Genomic DNA, 23,078 nt, shown 5'->3' with positions numbered 1-23,078 from the left:
CTTTGCCTGCTTGTTGGCCGGAAACCCCCTGCTTCTACGGCTGCCCGAGCCCCGCTGCGACGCCACTGAACGTGATGGGGCGATGTCGGGACTGTTCGCAAGGACGAAGAACCCCGCACCTGGTACCAGGTGCGGGGTTCTTCGTCGTCATGGGATGCGCAGCTCATTCGCCCCGTGGCGCGCGAGCGCCCTGCCCCCGCGCGCGAGACGCAGGGGCAGGGCGCTCGTTCACGTCAGGTCAGGAACTGACAAGCTGGCGAAGCACGTACTGCATGATGCCGCCGTTGCGGTAGTAGTCCGCCTCACCGGGGGTGTCGATGCGGACGACCGCGTCGAACTCGACACCGGTGTCGGTGGTGACCTTGACCGTGCTCGGGGTCGTGCCCTCGTTCAGCTCGGTGATGCCGGTGATGGAGAAGGTCTCCTCGCCGGTCAGGCCGAGCGAGTCGGCCGACTGGCCGGCCGGGAACTGGAGCGGGAGGACGCCCATGCCGATGAGGTTCGAGCGGTGGATGCGCTCGTACGACTCGGTGATGACGGCCTTGACGCCGAGGAGCGCGGTGCCCTTGGCCGCCCAGTCACGGGACGAACCGGAGCCGTACTCCTTGCCGCCCAGGATGACCAGCGGGGTGCCGGCGGCCTGGTAGTTCTGCGAGGCGTCGTAGATGAAGGAGACCGGGCCGCCCTCCTGCGTGAAGTCACGCGTGAAGCCGCCCTCGGTGCCCGGCGCGATCTGGTTGCGCAGGCGGATGTTGGCGAAGGTGCCGCGGATCATGACCTCGTGGTTGCCACGGCGCGAGCCGTAGGAGTTGAAGTCACGACGCTCCACACCGTGCTCGGTGAGGTACTTGCCGGCCGGGGTGTCGGCCTTGATGGCACCGGCCGGGGAGATGTGGTCGGTGGTGACCGAGTCGCCGAGCTTCGCCAGCACGCGGGCGCCGGTGATGTCGGTGACCGGGGTGGTCTCCATCGTCATGCCCTCGAAGTACGGGGGCTTGCGGACGTAGGTGGACTCGGGGTCCCACTCGAAGGTGTTGCCGGTCGGGATCGAGAGCGCCTGCCACTGGGCGTCGCCCGCGAACACGTCCTGGTAGGACTTGGAGAACATGTCCTCGCCGATGGCGCTGGCCACGACGTCGTTGACCTCGGCCTCCGACGGCCAGATGTCGGCCAGGTAGACCGGCTTGCCGTCCTGGTCGACGCCCAGGGCGTCCTTGGTGATGTCCACCTTCATGGAGCCGGCGAGGGCGTACGCGACGACCAGCGGCGGGGAGGCCAGGTAGTTCATCTTGACGTCGGGGTTGATGCGGCCCTCGAAGTTCCGGTTGCCGGAGAGGACCGAGGTGACCGCGAGGTCGTGCTCGTTGACGGCCTTGGAGACCTCCTCCGGCAGCGGGCCGGAGTTGCCGATGCAGGTGGTGCAGCCGTAGCCGACGAGGTTGAAGCCGACCTTGTCGAGGTACGGGGTGAGGCCCGCCTTGTCGAAGTAGTCGGTGACGACCTTCGAGCCCGGGGCGAGGGTGGTCTTGACCCACGGCTTGCGGGTCAGGCCCTTCTCCACGGCCTTCTTCGCGACGAGCGCGGCGGCGACCATGACGTACGGGTTCGAGGTGTTGGTGCAGGAGGTGATGGCCGCGACCGTCACCGCACCGTGGTCGAGGGTGTAGGTCGTGCCGTCGGGGGCGGTGACCTGGACCGGGTTCGACGGGACCGTGCTGCTGACGGCCGGGGCGTCGGAGGCCGGGAAGGACTCCTGGCCCGCCTCGTCGACGCTGTCGACGTAGTTGCGGACGTCCTGGGCGAACTGCTCGGCGGCGTTGGCGAGGACGATGCGGTCCTGCGGGCGCTTCGGGCCGGCGATCGACGGGACGACCGTGGAGAGGTCGAGCTCCAGCTTCTCGGAGAAGTCGGGCTCGGCGGCCGGGTCGAGCCAGAGGCCCTGCTCCTTGGCGTACGCCTCGACGAGCGCGACCTGCTGCTCGGAGCGGCCGGTGAGCTTGAGGTAGTTCAGCGTCTCGCCGTCGATCGGGAAGACGGCGGCGGTGGAGCCGAACTCCGGCGACATGTTGCCGATGGTGGCGCGGTTGGCGAGCGAGGTGGCGGCGACGCCCTCACCGTAGAACTCGACGAACTTGCCGACGACGCCGTGCTTGCGCAGCATCTCGGTGATCGTGAGGACCAGGTCGGTGGCGGTGGTGCCGGCGGGCAGCTCGCCGGTCAGCTTGAAGCCGACCACGCGCGGGATCAGCATGGAGACCGGCTGGCCGAGCATGGCGGCCTCGGCCTCGATGCCGCCGACGCCCCAGCCGAGGACGCCGAGGCCGTTGACCATGGTGGTGTGCGAGTCGGTGCCGACGAGGGTGTCGGGGTAGGCCTGGCCGTTGCGGACCATGACGGTGCGGGCCAGGTGCTCGATGTTCACCTGGTGGACGATGCCGGTGCCGGGCGGGACGACCTTGAAGTCGTCGAAGGCGGTCTGGCCCCAGCGCAGGAACTGGTAGCGCTCCTTGTTGCGGCCGTACTCGAGCTCGACGTTCTGCGCGAACGCGTCGTTGGTGCCGAACTTGTCGGCGATGACGGAGTGGTCGATGACCATCTCGGCCGGGGACAGCGGGTTGATCTTCGCCGGGTCGCCGCCGAGCGCCGCGACGGCCTCACGCATGGTGGCGAGGTCCACGACACAGGGGACACCGGTGAAGTCCTGCATGATCACGCGGGCCGGCGTGAACTGGATCTCCTGGCTCGGCTGGGCCTGCGAGTCCCAGCTGCCGAGGGCCCGGATGTGGTCGGCGGTGATGTTCGCGCCGTCCTCGGTGCGGAGCAGGTTCTCGAGGAGAACCTTAAGGCTGTAGGGAAGCCGGGCCGAGCCCTCCACCTTGTCCAGGCGGAAGATCTCGTAGGACTCGTCGCCCACGCGCAGCGTGCTGCGGGCGTCGAAGCTGTTCGCCGACACGACGGTCTCCTTCATATATGTGCGCGTTCCACCACATCCTGCCGCCACGTACACGTCGTCGATCCGCTAAGGTAAGGCTAAGTTAGGTAACCCTTACCGTGGTGGCGGCTGCGGTGCGCCTCGGCAGATATCTCGATGTCGAGATAACTCTAGTACATCACCGGCGGTCGGTCATGCCCGGCATGCGTCCGATCCGGTGCGGCGAAGTGTGGCGGGTCTCGGCGAAGCGTGACCGGCGCGGGTCCGTCTCTTCGAGGTCCGACCCTCCGGACGGGGTGGGTTGTGAGGGTCGAGCCCGGACGTCATGATCGCGGGATGACTGACGAGACGGTGGTCGAGAAGACCTGGCGGGGGATGCTGGAGGGCCTTCCCGGGCCCGAAGGGGCGAGCCTGCAGTCATGGAGGCCGCCTACGCCGAACCTCGGTTGCGGGCCCTGTTCCCGTTCCCGAGCCATGGTGCGCTCACCTTTCACCGGAACACGCAGTTCCCGTGGAGCAACGACCTTCCGTCCATCGTCGGCGACGCGCAGGCGTGCATCGTCTACGCGCCGCTGCACGCGTCGGAGCGTGTCCTGGGTGAGTCGCTCACACCGCAGGAGGCGGCCGCGTTGGTGGTGAGCCACCTGCCCGACGACTGCGGGCCGGCCTTCGAAGGGCCGTGGCCCCCGCCGGAGAGCGACTGAACCAGCCGCACAGCCGCAGCCGCCGTACCCGTCGGCGCGCGCGACGCGCCTCAGGACCCACGGGATGACGACGGCCATGGCGATCAGGGCGGCGAGACCCGTCCCGCCCGCCGTCGCGGGCGAGAACCCCCTGCGCCACGCGAAGAACGCCGCCAGCAGGACGCCCACGACGACGGGCACGAGCACGCCGGTCAGTCCGGACCGCGTCCCGAAGGAGTAACGCCACACCGCGGCGCGGTAGTCGGCCTCGGTCGGCTCGTGGACGAAGGTGACGGCGGCGGTGTCCCGCGCGGTCGCGTCCCGCATGTGGTCCCCACCTGTGTACATGGCGGCAGATCCTGGCCCCGGCGGCCCGGGCCCCGAACGCCTCCAGCTCCCCGCGGTCAGGCCGCCGCCAGGAAGGTGAGGAGCGCCGCCTCGAAGGCGCCGGGGTCGTCGAGCCACGGGTAGTGCCCGGCGCCGGGCTGAACGCGGACGGCGGCGTCGGCCAGGAGGGCCACGAGCTCGGCCACCGCGCTCGGCGGACTGTTGAGGTCGAGCTCCCCGGCGAGCAGCAGGACGGGTGAGTCGAGGCGGGCGAGCGCGGCGCGGGTGGCGGCCGGGGTGAAGGCGCCCTCGGCTCCGAATCCCGCGACGGCCTCGGGGTTCTCCGGCCGGCCGGCGGCGTGGTGGCGGTGGGCGGCCTCGTCCCAGCGGCCGTACCGGAAGGGCGCGACGGCCTCCCAGTCGGAGCCGGTGCCGTCGTTGATCGCCCGCAGGGCCGCGAAGGCGGCCGGGAACCAGGGTTCGTGCGCACGCCGGCGGGCGAGGGCGAGCCGGGCATCGGCCGGGACGTCCACACCGACCGCGCGCAGACCGGGGGTGACGAGGACGAGCCGGGCCACCCGGTGCGGGTGGCGGGCGGCGTACTGGAGGGCGATGTTCGCCCCGGCCGAGTGGCCGAGCAGATCGACCCGGTCGAGACCGAGGTGCGCGCGCAGCGCCTCGACGTCGTCGACGAGCCGGTCGCAGCGGTACGTGACGGGGTCGGCGGGCCGCCCGGAGGCGCCGGTGCCGCGCAGGTCGGGGACGACGAGGGTGCGGTGGGCGGAGAGTCCGCCGAGGTCGCCGAGGTAGGCGGAGTCGGCGGGGCCGCCGGGGACGCAGAGCAGGGGCGCGCCCGAGCCGGTGAGGCGGTGGGCGAGCCGGGTGCCGTCGGGTGCGGTGAAGGTGTCGCGCAGTTCCATAACCATGTTGTACAACCCGGTTATGAGATCTGTCGAGCCCCGGGCCGGGCGGGGTATAACTGAGTTGTGACAGCGAACGGAACCGACGCGGGCATGACCGAGGAACAGGTCGGACGGATGTTCGCGGGGATGAACGAGGTCATCCGCGCGGGCGAGGAGATGCGCCGCCTGCGCGCCGAGATGATCCAGGTGTTCGCCGGCCTCGGCTGGACCCAGGACCGGCTCGCGCGCCTGGCCGGCATGAGCCAGCCGGCCGTCTCCAAGCAGGTCGCGAAGCCCCGGCCCGAGGAACCGGTGGACGTCTCGCTGGACCAGCACGACACCCCCTGGCTCGAAGGACGCCTGTGGGGCCTGGCCGAGGAGATCTCGGAGGCCCTGGACGGCAACGCCCGCTGCTCGCGCCTGGTGCACGTCCTGACCCGCGGCCGGAAGCGGTTCACCGAGCAGAACGTGGACGCGCTGCGACGGCTGGTCGAGGAGGACCTGCGGGACCACGCGACGGAGCCGGCGTTTCCGGCATACCGGGCGGTGTACGACGGAATCGCCCGCGGCCTCGACGTGGGAGCCCCCGACCAGAAGGACGACGGCCCGGCCGGCTCGGCGTCGGCGCGGCGCGCGCTCGCGTGCCAGATCCAGCGCGTACGCCTGCGGGGCGCCGACGCCTGACCTGCACGGGGGCGGCTGCCCAGTACGGCGACGGCTGCGCCGGACGGGGGCGGCTGACCCGTACGACGACGGCCACCCGGACAGGGGTGCCTGACCTATACGGGGGCGCCTGACCCGGACGACGACGGTTGCCCCGTACGGGAGCGGCTCCTGCCCCGTACGACGACGGTTGCCCCGTACGGGAGCGGCTCCTGCCCCGTACGGCGACGCCCCTGACCCGTACGCCTGCGGCTGACCCGTACGGCGGGACCCCTGACCCGTACGGCGGCGCCCCTTGACCCATACGATGGCGGCGCAATTGCCGTAAAGCGCATGGACACGGACGATTGAGGCATGTTCAGCGGCGCGCATGTGATCCTCTACAGCCGGGACGCGGAGGCGGACCGCGCCTTCGTCAAGGACGTTCTCGGCTTCGACCACGTCGACGCGGGGCGCGGGTGGCTCATCTTCAAGCTCCCGCCGGCCGAGATCGCGGTGCACCCCACGGACGGGGAGCCCAAGAGCGAGGTCTATCTGATGTGCGACGACATCGCCGCGACGCTGGCCGCGCTGGAGGACCGCGGGGCCGTCGCCCCACGGCCCGTCACCGACGAGGGGTGGGGCCGGGTCTGCGCCGTACGACTGCCGAGCGGGACCGAACTGCCGCTCTACCAACCGCATCACCCGGTTGCCCACAGCCTGTCACCCTGATGGCCTACCCCAGCGCGAGTGTCATCTCATATCTGAGATAACGTGACGCCATGGCAGACGACTACCTCGTACGCATCGGCAAGCTCATCCGTGACGCCCGCCAGCACCGCGGCTGGACCCAGACGCAGCTGGCCGAGGCACTCGGCACGAGCCAGAGCGCCGTCAACCGGATCGAGCGCGGCAACCAGAACATCAGCCTTGAGATGATCGCCCGCATCGGCGAAGCCCTCGACAGCGAGATCGTCTCTCTCGGTTACGCCGGCCCGATGCATCTGCGGGTCGTCGGCCGCCGCCGGCTCTCCGGCGCCATCGACGTCAAGACGAGCAAGAACGCCTGCGTCGCGCTGCTGTGCGCCTCGCTGCTCAACTCCGGCCGCACGGTGCTGCGCCGGGTCGCCCGGATCGAGGAGGTCTTCCGCCTCCTGGAGGTCCTCAACTCGATCGGCGTGCGCACCCGCTGGATCAACGAGGGCGTCGACCTGGAGATCGTGCCGCCGGCCGAGCTGGACATGGAGTCCATCGACGCCGAGGCCGCCATCCGCACGCGCTCCATCATCATGTTCCTCGGCCCGCTGCTGCACCGCCTGGACCGCTTCAAGCTGCCGTACGCCGGCGGCTGCGACCTCGGTACGCGCACGATCGAGCCGCACATGATCGCGCTGCGCCGCTTCGGTCTCGACGTCACCGCCACCGAGGGCCTCTACCACGCCCAGGTCGAGCACTCGGTCGTCCCCGACCGCCCGATCGTCCTGACCGAGCGCGGCGACACCGTCACCGAGAACGCCCTCCTCGCGGCCGCCCGCCACGACGGCGTCACCGTCATCCGCAACGCCTCCTCCAACTACATGGTCCAGGACCTGTGCTTCTTCCTGGAGGCGCTGGGCGTACGGGTCGAGGGCATCGGCACCACCACCCTCACCGTGCACGGCATCCCCCGGATCGACGTCGACGTCGACTACTCCCCCTCCGAGGACCCGGTCGAGGCGATGAGCCTGCTGGCGGCGGCCGTCGTCACCGAGTCGGAGCTGACGATCCGCCGGGTCCCGATCGAGTTCATGGAGATCGAGCTCGCCGTGCTGGAGGAGATGGGCCTCGACCACGACCGCTCGGCCGAGTACCCCGCCGACAACGGGCGCACCCGCCTGGTCGACCTGACGGTCCGCCCCTCCAAACTGGAGGCGCCGATCGACAAGATCCACCCGATGCCCTTCCCGGGCCTCAACATCGACAACGTCCCCTTCTTCGCGGCGATCGCGGCCACGGCCCAGGGCAAGACCCTGATCCACGACTGGGTCTACGACAACCGCGCCATCTACCTCACCGACCTCAACCGCCTCGGCGGCCGTCTCCAGCTCCTCGACCCCCACCGCGTCCTGGTCGAGGGCCCCACCCGCTGGCGCGCCGCCGAAATGATCTGCCCCCCGGCCCTGCGCCCGGCGGTGGTCGTCCTGCTGGCGATGATGGCGGCGGAGGGCACGTCGGTGCTGCGGAACGTCTACGTCATCAACCGGGGTTACGAGGACCTGGCGGAGCGGCTGAACTCGGTGGGGGCACAGATCGAGATCTTCCGGGACATCTAGGGAGCATTCCTGAGGGACTTCCCCTGAAGAGCCTCCACGGGGGATTCCCTAGGGGTGATCCCCTCCAGAGGCCGTCTCGCGGACGGTCGTCCCGGAGGTGGTCGCCGCGCCGCAAGGCCGTCCGAGGCCCCGTCACCCGCTTGTCGGGTGCGGGGCCTTCGCTCTGCTCCGGAGGCCGTCCCGGGCTCAGACCTCGCAGGACGTCTCCAGGTCCGCGCCCGTCTCGCCGTCGCAGTCGTCGGTGCCGGCGCCGCCGTTGAGGCGGTCCGGGCCGGGGCCGCCGCGGAGGTGGTCGGGGCCGTCGCCGCCGGCGAGGGTGTCGGTGCCGCCCGCCGTGCCGAGGGTGGCCTCCAGTTGGCCGTCGACGTTGTCGCCGAAGATCCGGTCGGCGCCGCCCCTGCCGTTGACCACGTCGTCGGCGGCCGTGGTCCCGGTGGCCACGCTCGCGACGCTGTCGCCGACGAGCACGATCTCGTCGCCGGAGCCGCCCGTCAGCCGGTCCCGGCCCGCGCCGGTGGTCCGGCCGAAGTGCGCCACGTGATCGCCCACGGCGCCGAAGCCTCCGTCGGGGCCGAGGTCGATGACGTCGTCGCCGCCCGCGCCGCCGGCGTCGCCGTCGTCGGCACGGCTGTCGCCCACGACGAACCCGAAGTCGCCGGGGCCCTCCAGGATCACATCGTCGCCGGCGCCCCGGGCGAGGACGACGGCGTACGAGTCCCCGACGACGAAGTCCGAGCCGTCGCCTCCCGTGATGATGTCGCTCGCGCCGCCGCTCGCGCTCTCGCCGGAGCTGTCGCCGGTGATGGCGTCCTCGTCGTCGCCGCCGTTCAGCGTGTCGGGTGCGCCCCCCGAGGCCTCTCCGCCGGCCGCGTTGTCGCCGATGACGGTGTCGGCACCCGCACCGCCGTCGACGTGGTCGCGTCCGACGGCACCCGTGGCGTCGCCGACCGCCGAGGCGTCGCCCACCAGCAGGTCGTCCCCGAGCCCGCCGTCGACCCGGTCGTCGCCCTCGCCTCCCGCCACGCTGTCGTCGCCGTCGCCACCGGTCAGGACGTCGTCGCCGCCCAGGCCGCAGATCTTGTCGCGGCCGCCCCCGCCGTCGATGCGGTCGGTGCCGGCGGTCCCGACGATGACGTCGTCGCCCGGCGTCCCCTGCGTGCCGGTGACCGTGGCCACCGCCCCGAAGCAGGTCACCGGCTGGGCCCCCGCCTCTCCCGCCCCCAGCCCCACCAGGGCCGCCGCGGCCAGCGCCTGGGCGCCGAGGGCCGCCGTCGTCCGGCGGCCGCGGGTCCGTCGTCGGCCCGGGTCGTGGCCGTCCTGTCCTGCGCGCATGGGTGTGCCTCTCCTTCGATGGGCGACTGCTGCCTGGCGCTCACTGTGCTGGTGAGACGCCGGCCGGCGGACGCTCGCCGAAGGCCGTACCGGTGTTTTCATCCGATCGGATTCCGATATGCGGTCGGACGGGGCTCCACCTGGCGGTTCCACCCGGGTCTCCACCCCTGGGACCAGGTGGGGTGCGGGGCCGCGTCAGTAGCGTTTCGGGGCAATCGTGTCTACCTCGGACAGGAGGAGATTCCCCGTGGCCGTCTCCGTCGTGGTTCTGCTGTTACTCGGAGTCATCATCTTCTTCGTCTGGCGTGGCGGCGGTCTCAAGCTCGGCCACGCCGTTCTGTGTGTGCTGATGGGCCTGTTCCTCGGACAGACCGCCAGCATCGGGCCGTGGCTGCTGAGCGGGACCTCGACGCTGGCCGGGCTCATCGGGAAGATCCAGTTCTGACGGTCCGGTCGGGCCGTCACTAGGCGGGGACCTGGGCCTGCACCACCCAGAGCCTGCCGTCGTCCTCCCTGGCCGCCGTGAGCGTGCCCTCGACCAGGGCGAGCCGCTCCCGCATCCCCGTGAGGCCGTAGCCGGGCACGTGGTCCGCGTCCGGGGGCCCGGGGCACGTGGTGGAGTTCTCCACCCTGAGGTGTACGGCGTCGGGGCCGAAGTCCACCACGATCGCCACCCGCTCCCCCGCCGCGTGCTTCGCCGCGTTCGTCAGGGCCTCGCGGGTGGCCTGCAACAGGGTGACCGCGGCGGCCGGTTCGAGCCGGCGCTGCTCCCCCGTGATGCTCAGAGCGACCTCACCGGGGTGGTTCTGGCGGTGGTCCGTCACCAGACGTTCGAAGGCCTCGGGGAGGGACGGGACGTCGTCCCGCAGGGCCGCCACCGCGTTGCGGGCCTCCGTGAGGCCCTCGTCCGCCAGGCGGTTGGCGCGGCGGACCCGGGCGAGGGCCGCCTCCGTGTCGCCCTTCTCGATGAGGGCCGTGGCCACCTTCAGCTGGACCGACAGCGCACCCAGGGAGTGGGCGAGCACGTCGTGCATCTCCCGGGCGATCCTGGTGCGTTCGGCGAGCGCGGCGGCGCGGGCCTGTTCCCGCTGGACCAACCGCGACTGGTCGAGGAGCTGCTCCGCCTGTTCGGCCCGGAGCTGCGACTGGCGGCGGTTGAGGCCGATGAGGGTGAGGACCAGGATCAGCAGCGGATAGCCGAGGACGTCGCTCAGCGGGCGGTCCGCCACGGTGCAGCTGATCCACGTCAGGAGGAGGCAGACCGTGGTCACGCCGGCGATCAGCTGACCGGACGGGGCCGTCAGCGAGGTGAAGCGCCCGAGGGCGACGCACAGCAGGATGACGGCGGTGGTGTCGTCCGCCGCGCCCACCACGAGGGCCGGCAGCAGGGCGCTGAGGGCGAGCATGGTGGCGGCGGTACGCGGGTGCCAGGAGTGGAGGGCGACGAAGAGGAGCCACGCGATGACGCCGAGGGCGTAGACCCCCCAGATCCACAGGCTGTCCTCCTTCGCGGTGACCAGGGCCACCACGACCATGCCCGTGCCGAGGAACTGGACGACCAGCCAGCCGGGGGCGAGTCGGTCGATGAAGTGGCCGCCGTCGTGCGGGGGTGTCATGCGCACTGCTCCGGGAGGGGTGGGGCGCGGCCCGCTGTCGGGCCGCATCGCCAGGGAGGCGTCGGCGTCCGCTACTTGACGCCGACCTTCTTGTAGATGACGACCATGGCGGTCAGGACGACCACCGCGGCGACGATCACGATACCGACCTTCCACAGGTGGTCCCGGATCAGGTGGTGGAGGATCTCGTCCTTCTCGGGGTCGCCCGACGCGAGGGCGGTCAGTCGCGGCATCACTTGCGGTCTCCCTGCCGTCCGATGTAGTCGAGGACCGAGATCAGTGCGCTGCGCCGCAGGCCGGGGCGGCGACCGTACCGGTCGGTGTTCAGCATGCGGCTCCGGCTCAGGGCCCGGGCGGCGGGTCCGACGTGCTTCTGCACGTCACCGAGGCGGCCCTTCCGCTTCAGGGTGACGACGATGGCGAACCCGATGATCAGCAGCACCGAGACGGCCGCGACCACCAGGGCGAAGCGGACCAGCATGACGGTCATGACCGTGTCGAGGTCCAGGGCGAGTTGCATGTCGGAACTCCTTTCTGACGACTGCCCTCAGCGTAGGGAGGGCCTGGATACGACAAACCCACCCGACGGTGGAGATCAGGACGGAGAAACGCTCTCCGCCCCGCCTCCACCGGGGTGGGATGCCGCCCGGCGGAGGTGCGGGCCTCTCCGGCCCGGCCGCACCCGCGGCCGGGAGGCCCGCACCGGTCAGAGGACGACGCCGGCGACGTCGGTGGCGGCGCCGCTGGTGTCGAACAGCCGGCGGGCGGTACGGCCGAGGTGTGCCGTGTCGTACTCCTGATGGCGCTGGAGCAGCACGGTCATGTCGGCCGCGCCGAGGGCCTCGTCCAGGTCCGGCACGGACTCGATACGGCCCTCCGGCCAGCTGAGGCCGTCGGCGTACGGGTCGTGGCAGACGACCCGGACACCGCGCTCCAGGAGCGCCTGGGCGATGGGCGCGGCGGGGGTGTGCCGGGTGTCGGCGGTGTCCGCCTTGTACGTGACGCCGAGGAGCAGCACCGTGGCGGTGTCGGCGGGCGTGCCCGCCGACTCCAGCTCCTTGACGATCCGGTCGGCGACCCACGGCGGCATGCCCTCGTTGACGCGGTGCGCCGTCTCGGCCATGTGGAACGGCAGCCCCATGGTGGCGACATGGTGCACCAGGTACAGCGGGTCGGCCGGGATGCAGTGGCCGCCGACGCCGGGACCGGGCCGGAAGGAGGTGAATCCGTACGGCTTGGTCGCGGCCGCCTCGATGGTGTCCCAGACGTCGATGTCCATGCTGTGGCACAGCTGGGCGAACTCGTTGACCAGTGCGATGTTGACCTGGCGGTAGGTGTTCTCCAGAATCTTGGCGGCCTCCGCCTCCCGCATGCCGCGGGTCCGGTGGACCCGGGTGACCTGGCGGTACAGCGCCACGGCACGGTCGGCGCAGGCCTCGGTGAGGCCGCCGACGATCCGGGGCGTGGTGGTGATGCCGTACCGGGTGTTGCCCGGATCGATCCGCTCGGGCGAGTACGCGAGGTTGAAGTCGGTGCCCGCCTTGAGCCCGGTTTCCTCGAGCACCGGCAGCACGAGGCTGTCGGTGGTGCCGGGGTGGGTGGTGGACTCGACGACCACCAGCTGCCCGGGACGCAGGTTGTCCCGGACGGAGGCGATGGCGCCGAGCAGCGGTCCGAGGTCCGGGCGGTCCCCGCGGACCGGGGTCGGCGCACAGACGACGATCACCTCGCAGCCGGCGAGGACGGACGCGTCGGTGGAGGCGTCCAGCCGGCCGTCGAGGGCGCGGATGTCCTCGTCGGTGACGGTGTCCACCGGGGAACGGCCGGCGTTGACCTGGTCCACCCGGTGTGCGTCGATGTCGAAGCCGGTGACGTGGTTGCCCACGCGAGCCAGCTCCACGGCGAGCGGGAGTCCGGCGTACCCGATGCCGACCATGCCCACGCGCTGACCGCTCATGTGCTGTCTCCTTGCTGTGAGGACGCGGGCCCTTGCGGGGCCGGCGGGGATGTCATGACTGCCTGTAGGCCATCCGGTAGGGGACGAAGGACTCCGCGCAGCCGAAGTCGAGGGAGGAGCCGGCGACGGTGTCCACCAGCCGGATCTGCTCGATCGAGCGGGGGCCCTCGGCACGCATCTGGCTGCCGTAGGCCCGCAGGGCCTCCTCCTTGGCGCCCCAGAACCGGGTGGTGTCGACGTGCACCCACCACGACTCGTTGTGCGCGGACCAGCGGTCCTCGACGCCCCGGTAGCCGAGCACCAGCTCCGGCGTGGGCTTGAGGCCCGAGGCCTGGACCCGGGCCGCCGCGAACGCGGCCTGGTGGACGGCCTGGTGGTCCTGGTGGAAACCGCCGGCGGAGGGCATCAGCATCAGCCGCGGCCGGGTGGCCGCCAGGGACGCCTCCTCGTGCCGCTCGACGAGGTCGACGAGGGCCCGCATGCGGGTGGTGATGTCGAGCTCGCCGGTCTCGTCGACCCAGGCGATCGCCGCGCGGGTGACGTCGAGCGCCGCGCACGCCTTCTCGAACTCCGAGAGGCGGGTGGACGGATCGCTGACGCTGCCGTACATCCGGGCGGCGCGGACCGTCACGCACAGCACGTGGACCTCGACGCCCTCGGCCGCCAGGCGGGCGACGGTGCCGCCCGGGCCGATGGTCTCGTCGTCCGGGTGGGGGGCCACGACCAGGGCGCGGTCGCCCGGTCGCAGCCCGAACACGGCCGGCCCGGCCGGCCCGCCCCTGGGGTCGGTGCTCACGCCTCGGCCCGCTCGTGTCCCGCCAGCCGCTCCAGGTGGGCGACCGCCGCGTCGACGCCGGGCAGGCCCAGCATCCTGCGGTGTGCGGTACGGACGTTGGCGATGATCTTCTCGTCGGTGAGGAGGCGCTCGCAGACCGCGGCGATGCCCTCGGGGGTGACGTCCTCGATGGGGGCGCCGAGGCCGAGTTCGCCGATGCGGACCGCGTTGTGCGGCTCGTCGGCGTACTGCGGCAGGGTGGCCATCGGGACGCCGGCCTTGATGCCCTCGCGGATGCCGTTGTAGCCGGCGTGGGTGAGGAAGACCTGGGCGCACTGCAGGAGCAGCGGCTGCGGGACCCAGTCGACGACGTGGACGTTGGGGCCGGGGTTCAGGTCCTCGACGGGCAGGCCGCCGCTGGAGACGATGCCGTGGCAGTCGAGGGCGGACAGCCCGCCGACGATGGCGCGCAGGGTGTCGGCCGGGTCCATCATGCCGTCGGGCAGCTCGATGCCCATGAGCTGCATGCCCATGACGACCGGCAGCGAGGTGCCGACGGAGGCCAGGATCAGCGGCTTGTCGCCGGACAGCTCGGCGAACTCGGGCGGCAGACCGCCGACTCCGTCGGTGAGCATCGGCTGGCTGTAGCGGAACGGCTCCGGGGACTCGAAGGCGTTGAAGGCGTAGCCCTCCGGCATGCAGTCGATGCGGCCGTGGGCGTAGATGGACCACTTGTCGTCCTGGACGGGCAGGCCGAGCTCCTCGCGGCGCTGGTTGAGGAGCGGAAGGAGACCGGCCGGGTCGATGAGGTTGCCGGCTCCGGACGGGGCGGAGATGTGCGGGATGCCGAGCTTCTCGGCGATCAGGCAGCCCGAGAGCTCGCCGCCGTCGCGCAGGACCAGGTCGGGGCCGAACTCCTCGGCCAGTGGCAGCACGGCGCGGTAGGCGCTGGCGACCTGCGGGCCGCCGGCGAAGCCGATGAGCTGGGCGCGCTCGTCGACCTCCCCGTTCGGGCCGAGCAGTGAGGGGGCCATGTTCTCGAGGTTGTCGCGGAGCTGGCGCATCTCCTGCATGGCGGCGATGAAGTCGGGCAGCACGGGCTCGACGCGGGCGCCGGAGTCGGCGTACACCTCGGCGAGGTGCGGCGGGAGGGCCACGACGACCTCGTGGCCGGCCGCTGCCAGGGCCCGGACGAGGGGCAGCACGGCACGGGCGTGGCCCTGCGAGCCGGTGACGGTGGACAGAACGCGCATGGCGGTGGAACCTTTCGGCGGAATCGGTGTGCGGGGTGGCGCCGGACGCGTCAGGACCGGGCGAAGGACGTGAGCCCGCGCTGCGGGGCGTTCACGAGGGCGGTCATGTTGCCCGCGGGGTGAGCGTTGTCGTAGAGCATCTGGTGGGCGGGACCGATGTCCTCGAAGGTGCCGCAGTACGTGACGCAGGGGTCGATGCGGCCGCTGCCGACCAGGCTGATGACCTCGCGGTTCTGCGCGGTGTCCGAGCCGTGCGAGCCCTGCAGGCGCTTGGAGCGCATCCACAGGTAGCGCAGGTCGAGGTCGCCGTTGTACCCGCTGGTGCCGCCGCAGATGGCGACCATGCCGCCGTAGTCGCAGACGAACATCGAGGTGGGCAGGGTGTCCTGGCCGGAGTGCTCCAGGACGATCCGGGGAGCGCGGCGCTCGCCGAGGATCTCCCAGATCTTCTTGCCGAAGCGGCGGGCCTCGGCGCTCCAGGCCTCGGTGGCCGCCGTGTCGGTGACGTCGGGCAGCCTGCCCCAGTGCTGGAAGTCCTTGCGGTTGATGAAGCCCTCGGCCCCGAGCTCCATGCAGAAGCGGCCGCGCTCCTCGTCGGAGACGACGGCGATGGGGATGCCGCCGCGGTAGCGGACGATCTGGATGGCCATGGAGCCGAGACCGCCGGCGCCGCCCCAGATCAGGACCGGGTCGCCGGGGCGCACGGTGTGCGGCTCCCAGCCGCAGAGCTGCCGGTACGCGGTGGCGGCGGTGACGATGAAGCTGCCGGCGTGCTCCCAGGACAGCGTGCGGGGCTTGGGGTGGCACTGGTACTCGTCGACCAGGGCGTACTGCGCGAACGAGCCGTAGTTGGTCTCGTAGCCCCAGGCCTTGAGCGAGGTGGACCACAGCGGGTCGGCGCCCAGCCGCACGTCGGCGGCGGTCTCGTCCCACTTGGCGCCGGACATGATGACCTCGTCGCCGACCTTGACGTCCTTGACGCCCTCGCCGACGGCCCAGACGACGCCGGAGCCGTCGGTGCCGCCGATGTGGAAGTCCTCGGTGGCGCCGAACATCTTCTGCCGCATGGCGATGACGTCGATGGGGCTGCCGAGCGAGGCCCACACGTTGTTGTAGTTGATGCCGGCGGCCATGACGTACACCAGGACCTGGCCGCGGCCGGGCTTCGGCGTGTCGACGACCTCGGTCCGGAAGGCCTGCTTCGGCTCGCCGAAGCGGTCCTGGCGGATCACCGAGGCGTACATGCGCTCGGGGACTTCACCGAGCGGGGGAAACTCGCCTATTTCATAAAGAGACTTGGGCACGTCCACCATTCCCAGGTATTCCGAGGTCGATTGCCGAGAGCCGGCATTGGAACGGATCCCCTTCGTCAGGCGAATTCGTGAATCGCCGAGCGGGATCTTCGGCTTCGGACGCTATCGAGGACGCGAGTTCGGCAACAACCCCCTAATCGCCCCTAGGATCTGCGCCGGGAATGGGCTAATGCGGGTGGGAAGCAGCGCGGCCCGGTATCCCGCCGCAGGGGCGGATACCGGGCCGCGGGGCCTCGTGCCTGGTGGTTCAGTCGGCGAGCATCAGACCGCAGGCGGCGGCGAGACCCTCCTGGACGCCGACCGAGTGCATGGCCCGCAGGTCGAGCTCGCTGCCCGGGAACATGCGTCCCGGGGCGAGGGCCCGCACGGCCCGGCCCATGGGGCCGACCCGGGTGGCGAGGTCGGCGAGCCGGCGCAGCTCGGTCAGGGAGTGGCCGTCGTCGGTCCACGGCTCCAGGTAGACGTCCCGCAGCCGGGCGAGCACGGCGGGCGCCTCGTCGCCGAAGCGCTCGCGGACGACCCGGGCCACGACGAGCAGGCTGGTGAAGGGCATGGCCACCGAGGCCGCGTCCCAGTCGTGGAAGACGTACGAGCCGCCGCCGGCCCGGAACATCTGGCCCTCCTGGAGGTCGGAGTGGTCGAGCGTGGCCGGGATGCCGGAGGCGTCGAGCTCGGCGCACCAGCCGGCGAACCGGCCGGCCAGCCGCTTGAGGGCGCCGTGCACCTGGTCGTCGAGGCCGCCGGTGCGGTGCGTCAGCATGCCGAAGACCGGGCCGAGCAGGGCGGGCCGCAGGTCGGGGAGCCCGAAGGCGAGGAGTTCGTCGTGGTGCGCGGCCACCGTGCGCTGGAGCACCGCGTACTGGAGCAGCGCGTCCTGCCAGGCCTGCGGGTCTGCGGCGAGGTCGCCGAAGAGTTCGCCGCCGTCGGGGTGGAGGGTCCAGCCGCGCTCGGTGTCCACGGCGAGCGGGGCGAGGACCTGGCCGGGCACCCAGGTGTGCAGGGCCTCGGCGAGTCGTGCCTCGAAGCGGGAGGCCGGCGGATTGGCCTTGAACCAGACGCACGAGCCGCCCCGGACGGGCACCCGCACCAGGACGGACCAGGGGCGCAGCCGCACCCGCAGTCCGTCCGCGGCCGGGGTGAGGCCGCGCCGGGCGAGGTTCTCGGCGACCCAGGCCATCGCCTCGGCGCGCCAGGCGTCCTCGGCCCAGGGGGTCACCGCGTCGAAGCCGGCGGTGTCGGTCTCCGTGATCCGGCCCAGTGGCTGGTCGACGGCTTCTGCGAGGGTCATGCGTACTCCTTGGCGGCGGTTTCCCGCTCGGCGAGTTGGGCCGCGCTCAGTTCGCGCAGCGGGACTTCCCTGAGGAACAGGGCGAGGACGGCGGTGACGCCCATGACGCCGCCTCCGATGAGGAACACCAGGTCGGTCGCGTCGTCGAAGGCCGCACGGAACGGGCCGGTCAGCCGGGCGTCGGCGTGGTCGAGGAAGGAGGAGTCCTCCAGCCGGCGCCGGGATCCGTCCTCGATCTCGAAGAACGGCGCGTTCCGCGGATCGCGGGCGACGGCCGGGTCGGCCGCGACGGCCGCGACCTCGGGCCGGGCGGCGGCCTCGGCGAGCCGGCCGGGCAGCGCCGCGAACAGCACCGACAGGAACAGCGCCACCCCGAACACCCCGGCCACCTGCCGGAAGAAGGTGAGCGAGGCGGTGGCGGTGCCGATGTCGGCGACCGGCACCGAGTTCTGCGCGGCGACCATGAGGGTGCGGGTGCAGTTGCCGATGCCGATGCCGAAGGCGACGAGGACCAGCATCGGCACCCAGGCCGGGGTGTCGGGTCCCGCCGTGCGGAAGACGAGCATGCCGGCGCCGGTGACGACCGCGCCGATCACCGGGAACATCTTGTAACTGCCGCCGCTCTTGAGGACCTTGCTGGACCAGATCGTCGAGATGACGACGCCGGCCATCATCGGCAGCATCATCAGGCCCGCTGTGACGGGCGCGTGGCCGCCGACGATCTGCAGGTACAGCGGGACGACGGAGATCGCGCCGAACATGCCGCCGCCGACCAGCATCGAGACGGCGACGGCGACGCTGAACGTGGGGATCCGGAAGAGGTGCAGCGGGATCAGCGCGTCCGCGCCCATCCGCCGTTCCACCAGCACGAATCCGAGGTAGCCGACGGCGCCGAGCCCGGCACAGGTCAGCGACCAGGCGGAGGTCCAGCCGCGTTCCTGGCCCTGCTCGGCGAGGAGCAGCAGCGGGACGGTGCCGCCGGTGATGGTCGTGGCGCCCCAGTGGTCGATGCGCCGCGACCGGACGTGGTGCGGCACGTTCAGCACCCGCACGATCACCACCAGCGCGACGGCCGCGACGGGCGCGTTGATCAGGAAGATCCAGCGCCAGCCGGACAGGCCGAGGACGTCGCCGGCGCCGGCGAACAGGCCGCCGATCAGCGGGCCGAGGAGGCTCGCGGACAGCCAGACGCCCATCGACATGCCCTGGTAGCGGGCCCGGTCCCTGGGCGGTACGAGATCGGCGGTGATCGCCATGGCGACGGCGGTGAGTCCGCCGCCGCCGAGGCCCTGCAGGCCCCGGAACAGGGCCAGTTGGTGCATCGTGTCGGCCGCGGCGCAGGCGAGGGAGCCTGCGGTGAACAGCACGACGGCGGCGACGAACAGCGGCTTGCGGCCGTAGATGTCGGACAGCTTGCCGTACAGCGGGGTGGTCACCGTGGAGGTGATCAGGTACGCGGTGGTCACCCAGGCCTGCAGCTGGAGGCCGCCGAGGTCGTCGGCGATCGTGCGGATCGAGGCGCTCATGACCATCTGGTCGAGCGCCGACAGGAACATGCCGGCCATCAGGCCGGGCATGACCGCCATGATCAGCCGGTGGTTGCGCTCGCGCTCCTCCTGCGACACCCCGTCCTCGGCGGCCTGTCGGGCCGCGACGGGCGCCGCGTCCGCCGCGGCCGCTTCCTCCGCCGTGTCCGCTCCCTTCGCGGCGTCCGCTTCCTTCGCGGCGTTCGCTTCCTTCGCGGCCTTCGCGACGGCCGGCGGCTCGGCGACGAGCCCCGGGTTCGCGAGGTGCGGCGGGCCCTCCCCGCCCGGAGTCCCCTCGTCGCGCGGTGCCGTTGTCATGCGTGCGTCCCCCTCGGTGTCCGCCGCCGGACAGCCGCGCATTCCGACTGCGCGCTTCACACGGAATTCCCCGACGGTCTGAGCCTTCAGAGTGAAGGGAGGCAATACGGCGGGGCAAGCCCCTATCGGGGCCTTTGGCACTGGGGCGACTAGGGGTTGTGGGGGCGGGGACCGACTCGGCTCAATTTAGGACGTCCGCCGGATTCCGCCGCCTTCCGATCCGGATTTCGTGCACGGCCCGAGAGGTGTTCTCGATGATGCCAGCCAGTTCCCCTCCGGTGACCATGCTCGTACCGGATTTCCCTTTCGCCTACGACGACTGGCTCCGCCATCCGGCGGGCCTCGGCTCGCTGCCGCCGGAAGTCCACGGCACGGAGGTCGCCGTCGTCGGCGCCGGCATGGCCGGCATGACGGCCGCCCACGAGCTGTTGCGGCTCGGGCTGCGCCCCGTCGTGTACGAGGCGGGCCGGATCGGCGGCCGCATGCGGTCCGTGCCGTTCCCGAGCGACCCGTCGAGCGTGGCCGAGATGGGCGCGATGCGCTTCCCCGTGTCGGCGCGTGCGCTGTTCCACTACGTCGACCTGCTCGGCCTCGGCACGCGCCCGTTCCCGAACCCGCTCGCCGCGGGCACGCCGACGACGGTGATCGACCTCGCCGGACGGCGGGAGTGGGCGCGGACCGCCGCCGACCTCCCGTCCGTCTTCCACGAGGTGTCCACCGCCTGGGACAAGTCCCTGCAGGAGCGCGCGGAGCTCTCCGTGCTGCGCGGCGCCGTCCAGGACCGGGACACGGCCACCCTGAAGAGCGTGTGGAACCGGCTCGTGGGCGAGTACGACGACACGTCGTTCCACGGCTTCCTGGCCACCTCGCCCGCGTTCCGCTCGTTCCGGTACCGCGAGATCTTCGGCCAGGTCGGCTTCGGCAGCGGCGGCTGGGACACCGACTTCCCCAACTCGATGCTGGAGATCCTGCGGGTCGTCGTCACCGACGCCGACACCGATCACCTGCTCATCGACGGCGGCTCCGAGCGGGTTCCGCGAGGGCTGTGGACCCGCTCCCCCGAGGACCTGGTCCACTGGCCGGCCGGCACGACGCTCGCCTCCCTGCACGGCGGCGCCCCCCGGCCCGGGGTGACGGCCCTGCGGGCCCACGGCCCCGAGATCGAGCTCACCGACGCCTCGGGCGCGGTCCACCGGCACTCCGCCGTCGTGTTCACGCCCCACGTGTGGACCCTGCTGAACCGCGTCGACTGCGACCCGTCGCTGCTCTCCACCGACCAGTGGATCGCCGTCGAACGCACCCACTACATGGGCAGTTCCAAGCTGTTCGTGCTCACCGACCGCCCGTTCTGGCGCGACATCGACCCGCGCACCGGCCGGGAGACCATGGGCATGACCCTCACCGACCGCGCCGCCCGCGGCGTGTACCTCTTCGACCAGGGCCCCGACCGGCCCGGCGTGATGTGCCTGTCGTACACGTGGAACGACGACTCGCTGAAGTTCGCGACCCTGTCGGAGCGGGAGCGGCTCGACGTGCTGCTCGCCCGGCTCGCCGACATCTACCCGGGCGTCGACATCCGCTCGCACATCATCGACGGCCCGGTCGGCGTCACCTGGGAGACCGAGCCGCACTTCATGGGCGCCTTCCGCGCCGGCCTGCCCGGCCAGTACCGCTACCAGCGGCGTCTGTTCACCCAGTTCGCGCACGAGGCGCGCGGCACCGACGGAGCCGGCGACGCCGCCGGCTCCGGGCACGGCGGGCTCTTCCTCTGCGGCGACGGCATCTCCTGGACCCCCGGCTTCGCCGAGGGCGCGGTGACCACCGCGCTCAACGCGGTCTGGGGCGTCCTGCACCGGCTCGGCGGACGCACGCATCCCGCGAACCCCGGCCCCGGTGACCTCTTCGACCTCCTCGCTCCGGTTGTACTCCCCTACGACTGAAGAACAGGACCCACCACATGTCCCTCTTCCGCCCGGACCATCCTCCGGCCCCCGCGCTCACCGTGACGGAGGCCCTCGCCCTGCGCAGCGTCAAGCAGCCGGACGAGACCGCCTACGTCTACCTACGGGACGGCGAGACACCCGACGACACGATCACCTACCGCGCGCTGGAGACGGAGGCCCGCGCCCGGGCCGCCGCCCTGGCCGCCGTCGGACTCGGCGCCGGCGACAGCGCCGTCCTGCTGTACCCGTCGGGCATCGAGTTCGTCCGCACCCTGCTCGGCTGCATGTACGCGACGGTGGCCCCGGCCCCCGTCCAGGTGCCCACCCGGCGCCGCGGCCTGGACCGGCTCCGGCGGATCGCCGACGACGCCGGGACCACCACGATCCTCACCACCGGCGCGATCAAGCAGGACCTGGAGGAACGCTTCGCCGGTGTGCCGGAGCTCGCCGGACTGCGTCTGGTCGACACCGAGTCGCTGCCCGCGGGCCCTGCCGGCTGGGACGGGCCCGCGCCCGGACCGGACGACGTGGCCCTGCTCCAGTACACCTCGGGCTCCACCGGGCACCCCAAGGCCGTGCTGGTCACGCACGCCAACTTCCTGCACAACGTGGCCGAGACCGAGGACATCTGGCCGACCGGCCCGGACGGCGTCGTCGTCTCCTGGCTGCCGCTCTTCCACGACATGGGCATGCTGTTCGGCGTGCTGCTGCCGCTGTGCTCGGGCGTACCCGCCTACCTGATGGAGCCGGCCGCGTTCATCCGCAGGCCGCTGCGCTGGCTGGAGGCGCTCACCCGCTACCGCGGCACGCACGCCGCCGCGCCCAGCTTCGCGTACGAGCTGTGCGTCGCCGACCTCGCCGAGAACGGTCCCCGCGCGCCCCTGGACCTGTCCGCCTGGCGGGTGGCCGCCAACGGCGCGGAGCCCGTACGGCACCGGGCCGTACGCGCCTTCACCGAGGCCTTCGCCCCGGCCGGTTTCGCACCGGAGGCCATGTGCCCCGGCTACGGACTGGCCGAGAACACCCTCAAGGCCACCGCCTCCCCCGCCGACCGGCCGCCCACCGTGCTGTGGGTCGACAGCGAGGCGCTCCTGGAGGGCCGCCCGGAGCCGCGCGACGCCGCCGCGGACGGCGCCCAGCCGCTGGTCGGCGCCGGGGCGGCCGCGTCCCCCACCCGCGTACGGATCGTCGACCCGGCCACCGGTGAGGCCCGGCCCGAGGACGCGATCGGCGAGATCTGGATCTCCGGACCGTGCGTGGCCCGGGGCTACCGGGACCGCGCGGAGGAGACCCGGGAGACCTTCGGCGCCGAGGTGGCGGGCGAGCCCGGTGTCCCGTACCTGCGCACCGGCGACCTGGGCTTCACGCACGACGGGGAACTGTTCGTGGCCGGCCGCCTCAAGGACGTCATCATCCGCAACGGCCGCAACTTCTACCCGCAGGACATCGAGCTGTCCGCGGAGAAGGCCGTCGAGGGGCTGCGCCCCAACTGCGCCGCCGCGTTCTCCGTCGACGACGGCGCCACCGAGCGCCTGGTGGTCGTGGTGGAGACGGACGGCCGGGTGCTGCGCTCCCACGGTCCCGAGCAGGTCCGCGAGCACGTGCGGGCCGCCGTCCGGGACGGGCAGCGGCTGCGGGCGGACGAGGTGCTCCTCATCCGCCGCGGCGCGCTGCCGCGCACGACCAGCGGCAAGGTGCAGCGACGCGCCTGCCGTGCGCTGTACCTGGCGGGCGAGCTGGCGCAGGCCGCCGGCCGCTGAACCGCCCCTCTATCAAGAGCACGACCAAGAGCACGACCAAGGGCACGACCAAGGGCACAACCAAGGGCACAACCAAGGGCACGGGCCCGCCGCTTCGCCGGAGACGTCCTCCGGGAGCCGCGGGCCCGTGCCCTGCGTCGTCCACGCGATAGGTTCGTCGCTGCACGACGCACCGACGACGGAACGAACAGCACGACTA

General features: G+C 72.0%; 20 protein-coding genes. 8 read left to right on the top strand and 12 right to left on the bottom strand.

Going from position 1 to position 23,078, the window contains the following annotated elements:
* Window positions 1-238 precede the first annotated feature (238 nt).
* Window positions 239-2,953 carry an aconitate hydratase AcnA gene (gene acnA / locus ACIGXE_RS32230; protein WP_399753014.1) on the bottom strand — a complete coding sequence of 905 codons (2,715 nt, stop codon included), beginning with the start codon at window positions 2,951-2,953 and terminating at the stop codon, window positions 239-241.
* A 398-nt stretch (window positions 2,954-3,351) separates the two neighbouring features.
* Between acnA and ACIGXE_RS32225 the strand changes: the two genes are divergently transcribed.
* Both ACIGXE_RS32225 and ACIGXE_RS32220 read left to right on the top strand, forming a co-directional pair.
* Window positions 3,352-3,636: a DUF6193 family natural product biosynthesis protein gene (locus ACIGXE_RS32225; RefSeq protein ID WP_399753012.1), complete on the top strand. Its 285-nt coding sequence runs from the start codon at window positions 3,352-3,354 to the stop codon at window positions 3,634-3,636.
* 64 nt (window positions 3,637-3,700) lie between these two features.
* A complete protein-coding gene (locus tag ACIGXE_RS32220; RefSeq protein WP_399753010.1) occupies window positions 3,701-3,856 on the top strand; it encodes a hypothetical protein in 156 nt (51 codons plus the stop codon).
* Between the two features lie 163 nt (window positions 3,857-4,019).
* Here the strand turns inward: ACIGXE_RS32220 and ACIGXE_RS32215 are convergent, their stop codons facing one another.
* Entirely contained in the window at window positions 4,020-4,862 is an 843-nt protein-coding gene (locus ACIGXE_RS32215; protein ID WP_399753008.1) for an alpha/beta fold hydrolase, read from the bottom strand.
* Between the two features lie 66 nt (window positions 4,863-4,928).
* Here ACIGXE_RS32215 and ACIGXE_RS32210 point away from each other — a divergent pair, with 66 nt between their 5' ends.
* The 3 genes from ACIGXE_RS32210 to ACIGXE_RS32200 all read left to right on the top strand — a co-directional run bounded on the left by ACIGXE_RS32210 (window position 4,929) and on the right by ACIGXE_RS32200 (window position 7,798).
* Window positions 4,929-5,528 (top strand): sigma-70 family RNA polymerase sigma factor, encoded by a 600-nt coding sequence (locus ACIGXE_RS32210; RefSeq protein ID WP_399753006.1) that lies wholly within the window; start codon window positions 4,929-4,931, stop codon window positions 5,526-5,528.
* Window positions 5,529-5,861: 333 nt separating this feature from the next.
* Complete coding sequence (locus ACIGXE_RS32205) at window positions 5,862-6,218, top strand: VOC family protein (protein ID WP_399753004.1); 357 nt, start codon at window positions 5,862-5,864, stop codon at window positions 6,216-6,218.
* Window positions 6,219-6,268: 50 nt separating this feature from the next.
* Window positions 6,269-7,798 carry a helix-turn-helix domain-containing protein gene (locus ACIGXE_RS32200; RefSeq protein ID WP_399753002.1) on the top strand — a complete coding sequence of 510 codons (1,530 nt, stop codon included), beginning with the start codon at window positions 6,269-6,271 and terminating at the stop codon, window positions 7,796-7,798.
* Between the two features lie 186 nt (window positions 7,799-7,984).
* On the opposite strand, the gene ACIGXE_RS32195 is transcribed toward ACIGXE_RS32200, so the two are convergent.
* Window positions 7,985-9,130, bottom strand: a complete 1,146-nt coding sequence (locus ACIGXE_RS32195; protein ID WP_399753000.1) for a calcium-binding protein — start codon at window positions 9,128-9,130, stop codon at window positions 7,985-7,987.
* Between the two features lie 247 nt (window positions 9,131-9,377).
* On the opposite strand from ACIGXE_RS32195, the gene ACIGXE_RS32190 reads away from it, so the two are divergent.
* A complete protein-coding gene (locus ACIGXE_RS32190) occupies window positions 9,378-9,575 on the top strand; it encodes a hypothetical protein (RefSeq protein ID WP_399752998.1) in 198 nt (65 codons plus the stop codon).
* Between the two features lie 19 nt (window positions 9,576-9,594).
* Here ACIGXE_RS32190 and ACIGXE_RS32185 read toward each other — a convergent pair whose 3' ends face one another.
* From ACIGXE_RS32185 to ACIGXE_RS32145, 9 genes are all read right to left on the bottom strand, one after another.
* Window positions 9,595-10,746 carry a sensor histidine kinase gene (locus ACIGXE_RS32185; RefSeq protein WP_399752997.1) on the bottom strand — a complete coding sequence of 384 codons (1,152 nt, stop codon included), beginning with the start codon at window positions 10,744-10,746 and terminating at the stop codon, window positions 9,595-9,597.
* Window positions 10,747-10,817: 71 nt separating this feature from the next.
* On the bottom strand, window positions 10,818-10,979 hold the full coding sequence (locus ACIGXE_RS32180; protein ID WP_399752995.1) for a hypothetical protein: 162 nt from the start codon (window positions 10,977-10,979) through the stop codon (window positions 10,818-10,820).
* Window positions 10,979-11,266, bottom strand: a complete 288-nt coding sequence (locus ACIGXE_RS32175; RefSeq protein WP_399752992.1) for a hypothetical protein — start codon at window positions 11,264-11,266, stop codon at window positions 10,979-10,981. The genes ACIGXE_RS32180 and ACIGXE_RS32175 overlap by 1 nt, the downstream gene beginning before the upstream one ends.
* A 186-nt stretch (window positions 11,267-11,452) precedes the next feature.
* Window positions 11,453-12,703, bottom strand: a complete 1,251-nt coding sequence (locus ACIGXE_RS32170; protein ID WP_399752990.1) for a nucleotide sugar dehydrogenase — start codon at window positions 12,701-12,703, stop codon at window positions 11,453-11,455.
* Window positions 12,704-12,755: 52 nt separating this feature from the next.
* Window positions 12,756-13,499 (bottom strand): PIG-L deacetylase family protein, encoded by a 744-nt coding sequence (locus ACIGXE_RS32165; protein ID WP_399752988.1) that lies wholly within the window; start codon window positions 13,497-13,499, stop codon window positions 12,756-12,758.
* Window positions 13,496-14,731 (bottom strand): glycosyltransferase, encoded by a 1,236-nt coding sequence (locus tag ACIGXE_RS32160; protein ID WP_399752986.1) that lies wholly within the window; start codon window positions 14,729-14,731, stop codon window positions 13,496-13,498. The genes ACIGXE_RS32165 and ACIGXE_RS32160 overlap by 4 nt, the downstream gene beginning before the upstream one ends.
* A gap of 50 nt (window positions 14,732-14,781) precedes the next feature.
* A complete protein-coding gene (gene ccrA, locus ACIGXE_RS32155) occupies window positions 14,782-16,044 on the bottom strand; it encodes a crotonyl-CoA carboxylase/reductase (protein WP_399752984.1) in 1,263 nt (420 codons plus the stop codon).
* A gap of 247 nt (window positions 16,045-16,291) precedes the next feature.
* Window positions 16,292-17,332, bottom strand: coding sequence for an aminoglycoside phosphotransferase family protein (locus tag ACIGXE_RS32150; protein ID WP_399752981.1), 1,041 nt, complete (start codon window positions 17,330-17,332; stop codon window positions 16,292-16,294).
* Window positions 17,329-19,176, bottom strand: coding sequence for an MDR family MFS transporter (locus ACIGXE_RS32145; protein WP_399752979.1), 1,848 nt, complete (start codon window positions 19,174-19,176; stop codon window positions 17,329-17,331). Before ACIGXE_RS32145 ends, ACIGXE_RS32150 begins: the two co-directional genes overlap by 4 nt.
* A gap of 254 nt (window positions 19,177-19,430) precedes the next feature.
* On the opposite strand from ACIGXE_RS32145, the gene ACIGXE_RS32140 reads away from it, so the two are divergent.
* Window positions 19,431-21,116 (top strand): flavin monoamine oxidase family protein, encoded by a 1,686-nt coding sequence (locus ACIGXE_RS32140; protein WP_399752977.1) that lies wholly within the window; start codon window positions 19,431-19,433, stop codon window positions 21,114-21,116.
* Between the two features lie 17 nt (window positions 21,117-21,133).
* A complete protein-coding gene (locus ACIGXE_RS32135) occupies window positions 21,134-22,879 on the top strand; it encodes a fatty acyl-AMP ligase (protein WP_399752974.1) in 1,746 nt (581 codons plus the stop codon).
* The last annotated feature ends 199 nt before the right edge of the window (window positions 22,880-23,078 follow it).

It is taken from the genome of Streptomyces sp. NPDC053431, assembly GCF_044544925.1.
Lineage (GTDB): Bacteria > Actinomycetota > Actinomycetes > Streptomycetales > Streptomycetaceae > Streptomyces.
The sequence above is the reverse complement of the archived record's forward strand: the minus strand, read 5'-3'. Positions and strand labels throughout refer to the sequence as shown.

Bases quoted from the DNA above. Each gene is read 5' to 3' on its own strand.
- ACIGXE_RS32205 (WP_399753004.1), top strand. From the start codon at position 5,862: ATGTTCAGCGGCGCGCATGTGATCCTCTACAGCCGGGACGCGGAGGCG.
- ACIGXE_RS32170 (WP_399752990.1), bottom strand. From the start codon at position 12,703: ATGAGCGGTCAGCGCGTGGGCATGGTCGGCATCGGGTACGCCGGACTC.
- ACIGXE_RS32140 (WP_399752977.1), top strand. From the start codon at position 19,431: ATGATGCCAGCCAGTTCCCCTCCGGTGACCATGCTCGTACCGGATTTC.
- ACIGXE_RS32185 (WP_399752997.1), bottom strand. From the start codon at position 10,746: ATGACACCCCCGCACGACGGCGGCCACTTCATCGACCGACTCGCCCCC.
- ACIGXE_RS32215 (WP_399753008.1), bottom strand. From the start codon at position 4,862: ATGGAACTGCGCGACACCTTCACCGCACCCGACGGCACCCGGCTCGCC.
- ACIGXE_RS32175 (WP_399752992.1), bottom strand. From the start codon at position 11,266: ATGCAACTCGCCCTGGACCTCGACACGGTCATGACCGTCATGCTGGTC.
- ACIGXE_RS32200 (WP_399753002.1), top strand. From the start codon at position 6,269: ATGGCAGACGACTACCTCGTACGCATCGGCAAGCTCATCCGTGACGCC.
- ACIGXE_RS32180 (WP_399752995.1), bottom strand. From the start codon at position 10,979: ATGCCGCGACTGACCGCCCTCGCGTCGGGCGACCCCGAGAAGGACGAG.
- ACIGXE_RS32220 (WP_399753010.1), top strand. From the start codon at position 3,701: ATGACGACGGCCATGGCGATCAGGGCGGCGAGACCCGTCCCGCCCGCC.
- ACIGXE_RS32160 (WP_399752986.1), bottom strand. From the start codon at position 14,731: ATGCGCGTTCTGTCCACCGTCACCGGCTCGCAGGGCCACGCCCGTGCC.
- ACIGXE_RS32150 (WP_399752981.1), bottom strand. From the start codon at position 17,332: ATGACCCTCGCAGAAGCCGTCGACCAGCCACTGGGCCGGATCACGGAG.
- ACIGXE_RS32135 (WP_399752974.1), top strand. From the start codon at position 21,134: ATGTCCCTCTTCCGCCCGGACCATCCTCCGGCCCCCGCGCTCACCGTG.
- ACIGXE_RS32145 (WP_399752979.1), bottom strand. From the start codon at position 19,176: ATGACAACGGCACCGCGCGACGAGGGGACTCCGGGCGGGGAGGGCCCG.
- ACIGXE_RS32225 (WP_399753012.1), top strand. From the start codon at position 3,352: ATGGAGGCCGCCTACGCCGAACCTCGGTTGCGGGCCCTGTTCCCGTTC.
- ccrA (WP_399752984.1), bottom strand. From the start codon at position 16,044: ATGGTGGACGTGCCCAAGTCTCTTTATGAAATAGGCGAGTTTCCCCCG.
- ACIGXE_RS32195 (WP_399753000.1), bottom strand. From the start codon at position 9,130: ATGCGCGCAGGACAGGACGGCCACGACCCGGGCCGACGACGGACCCGC.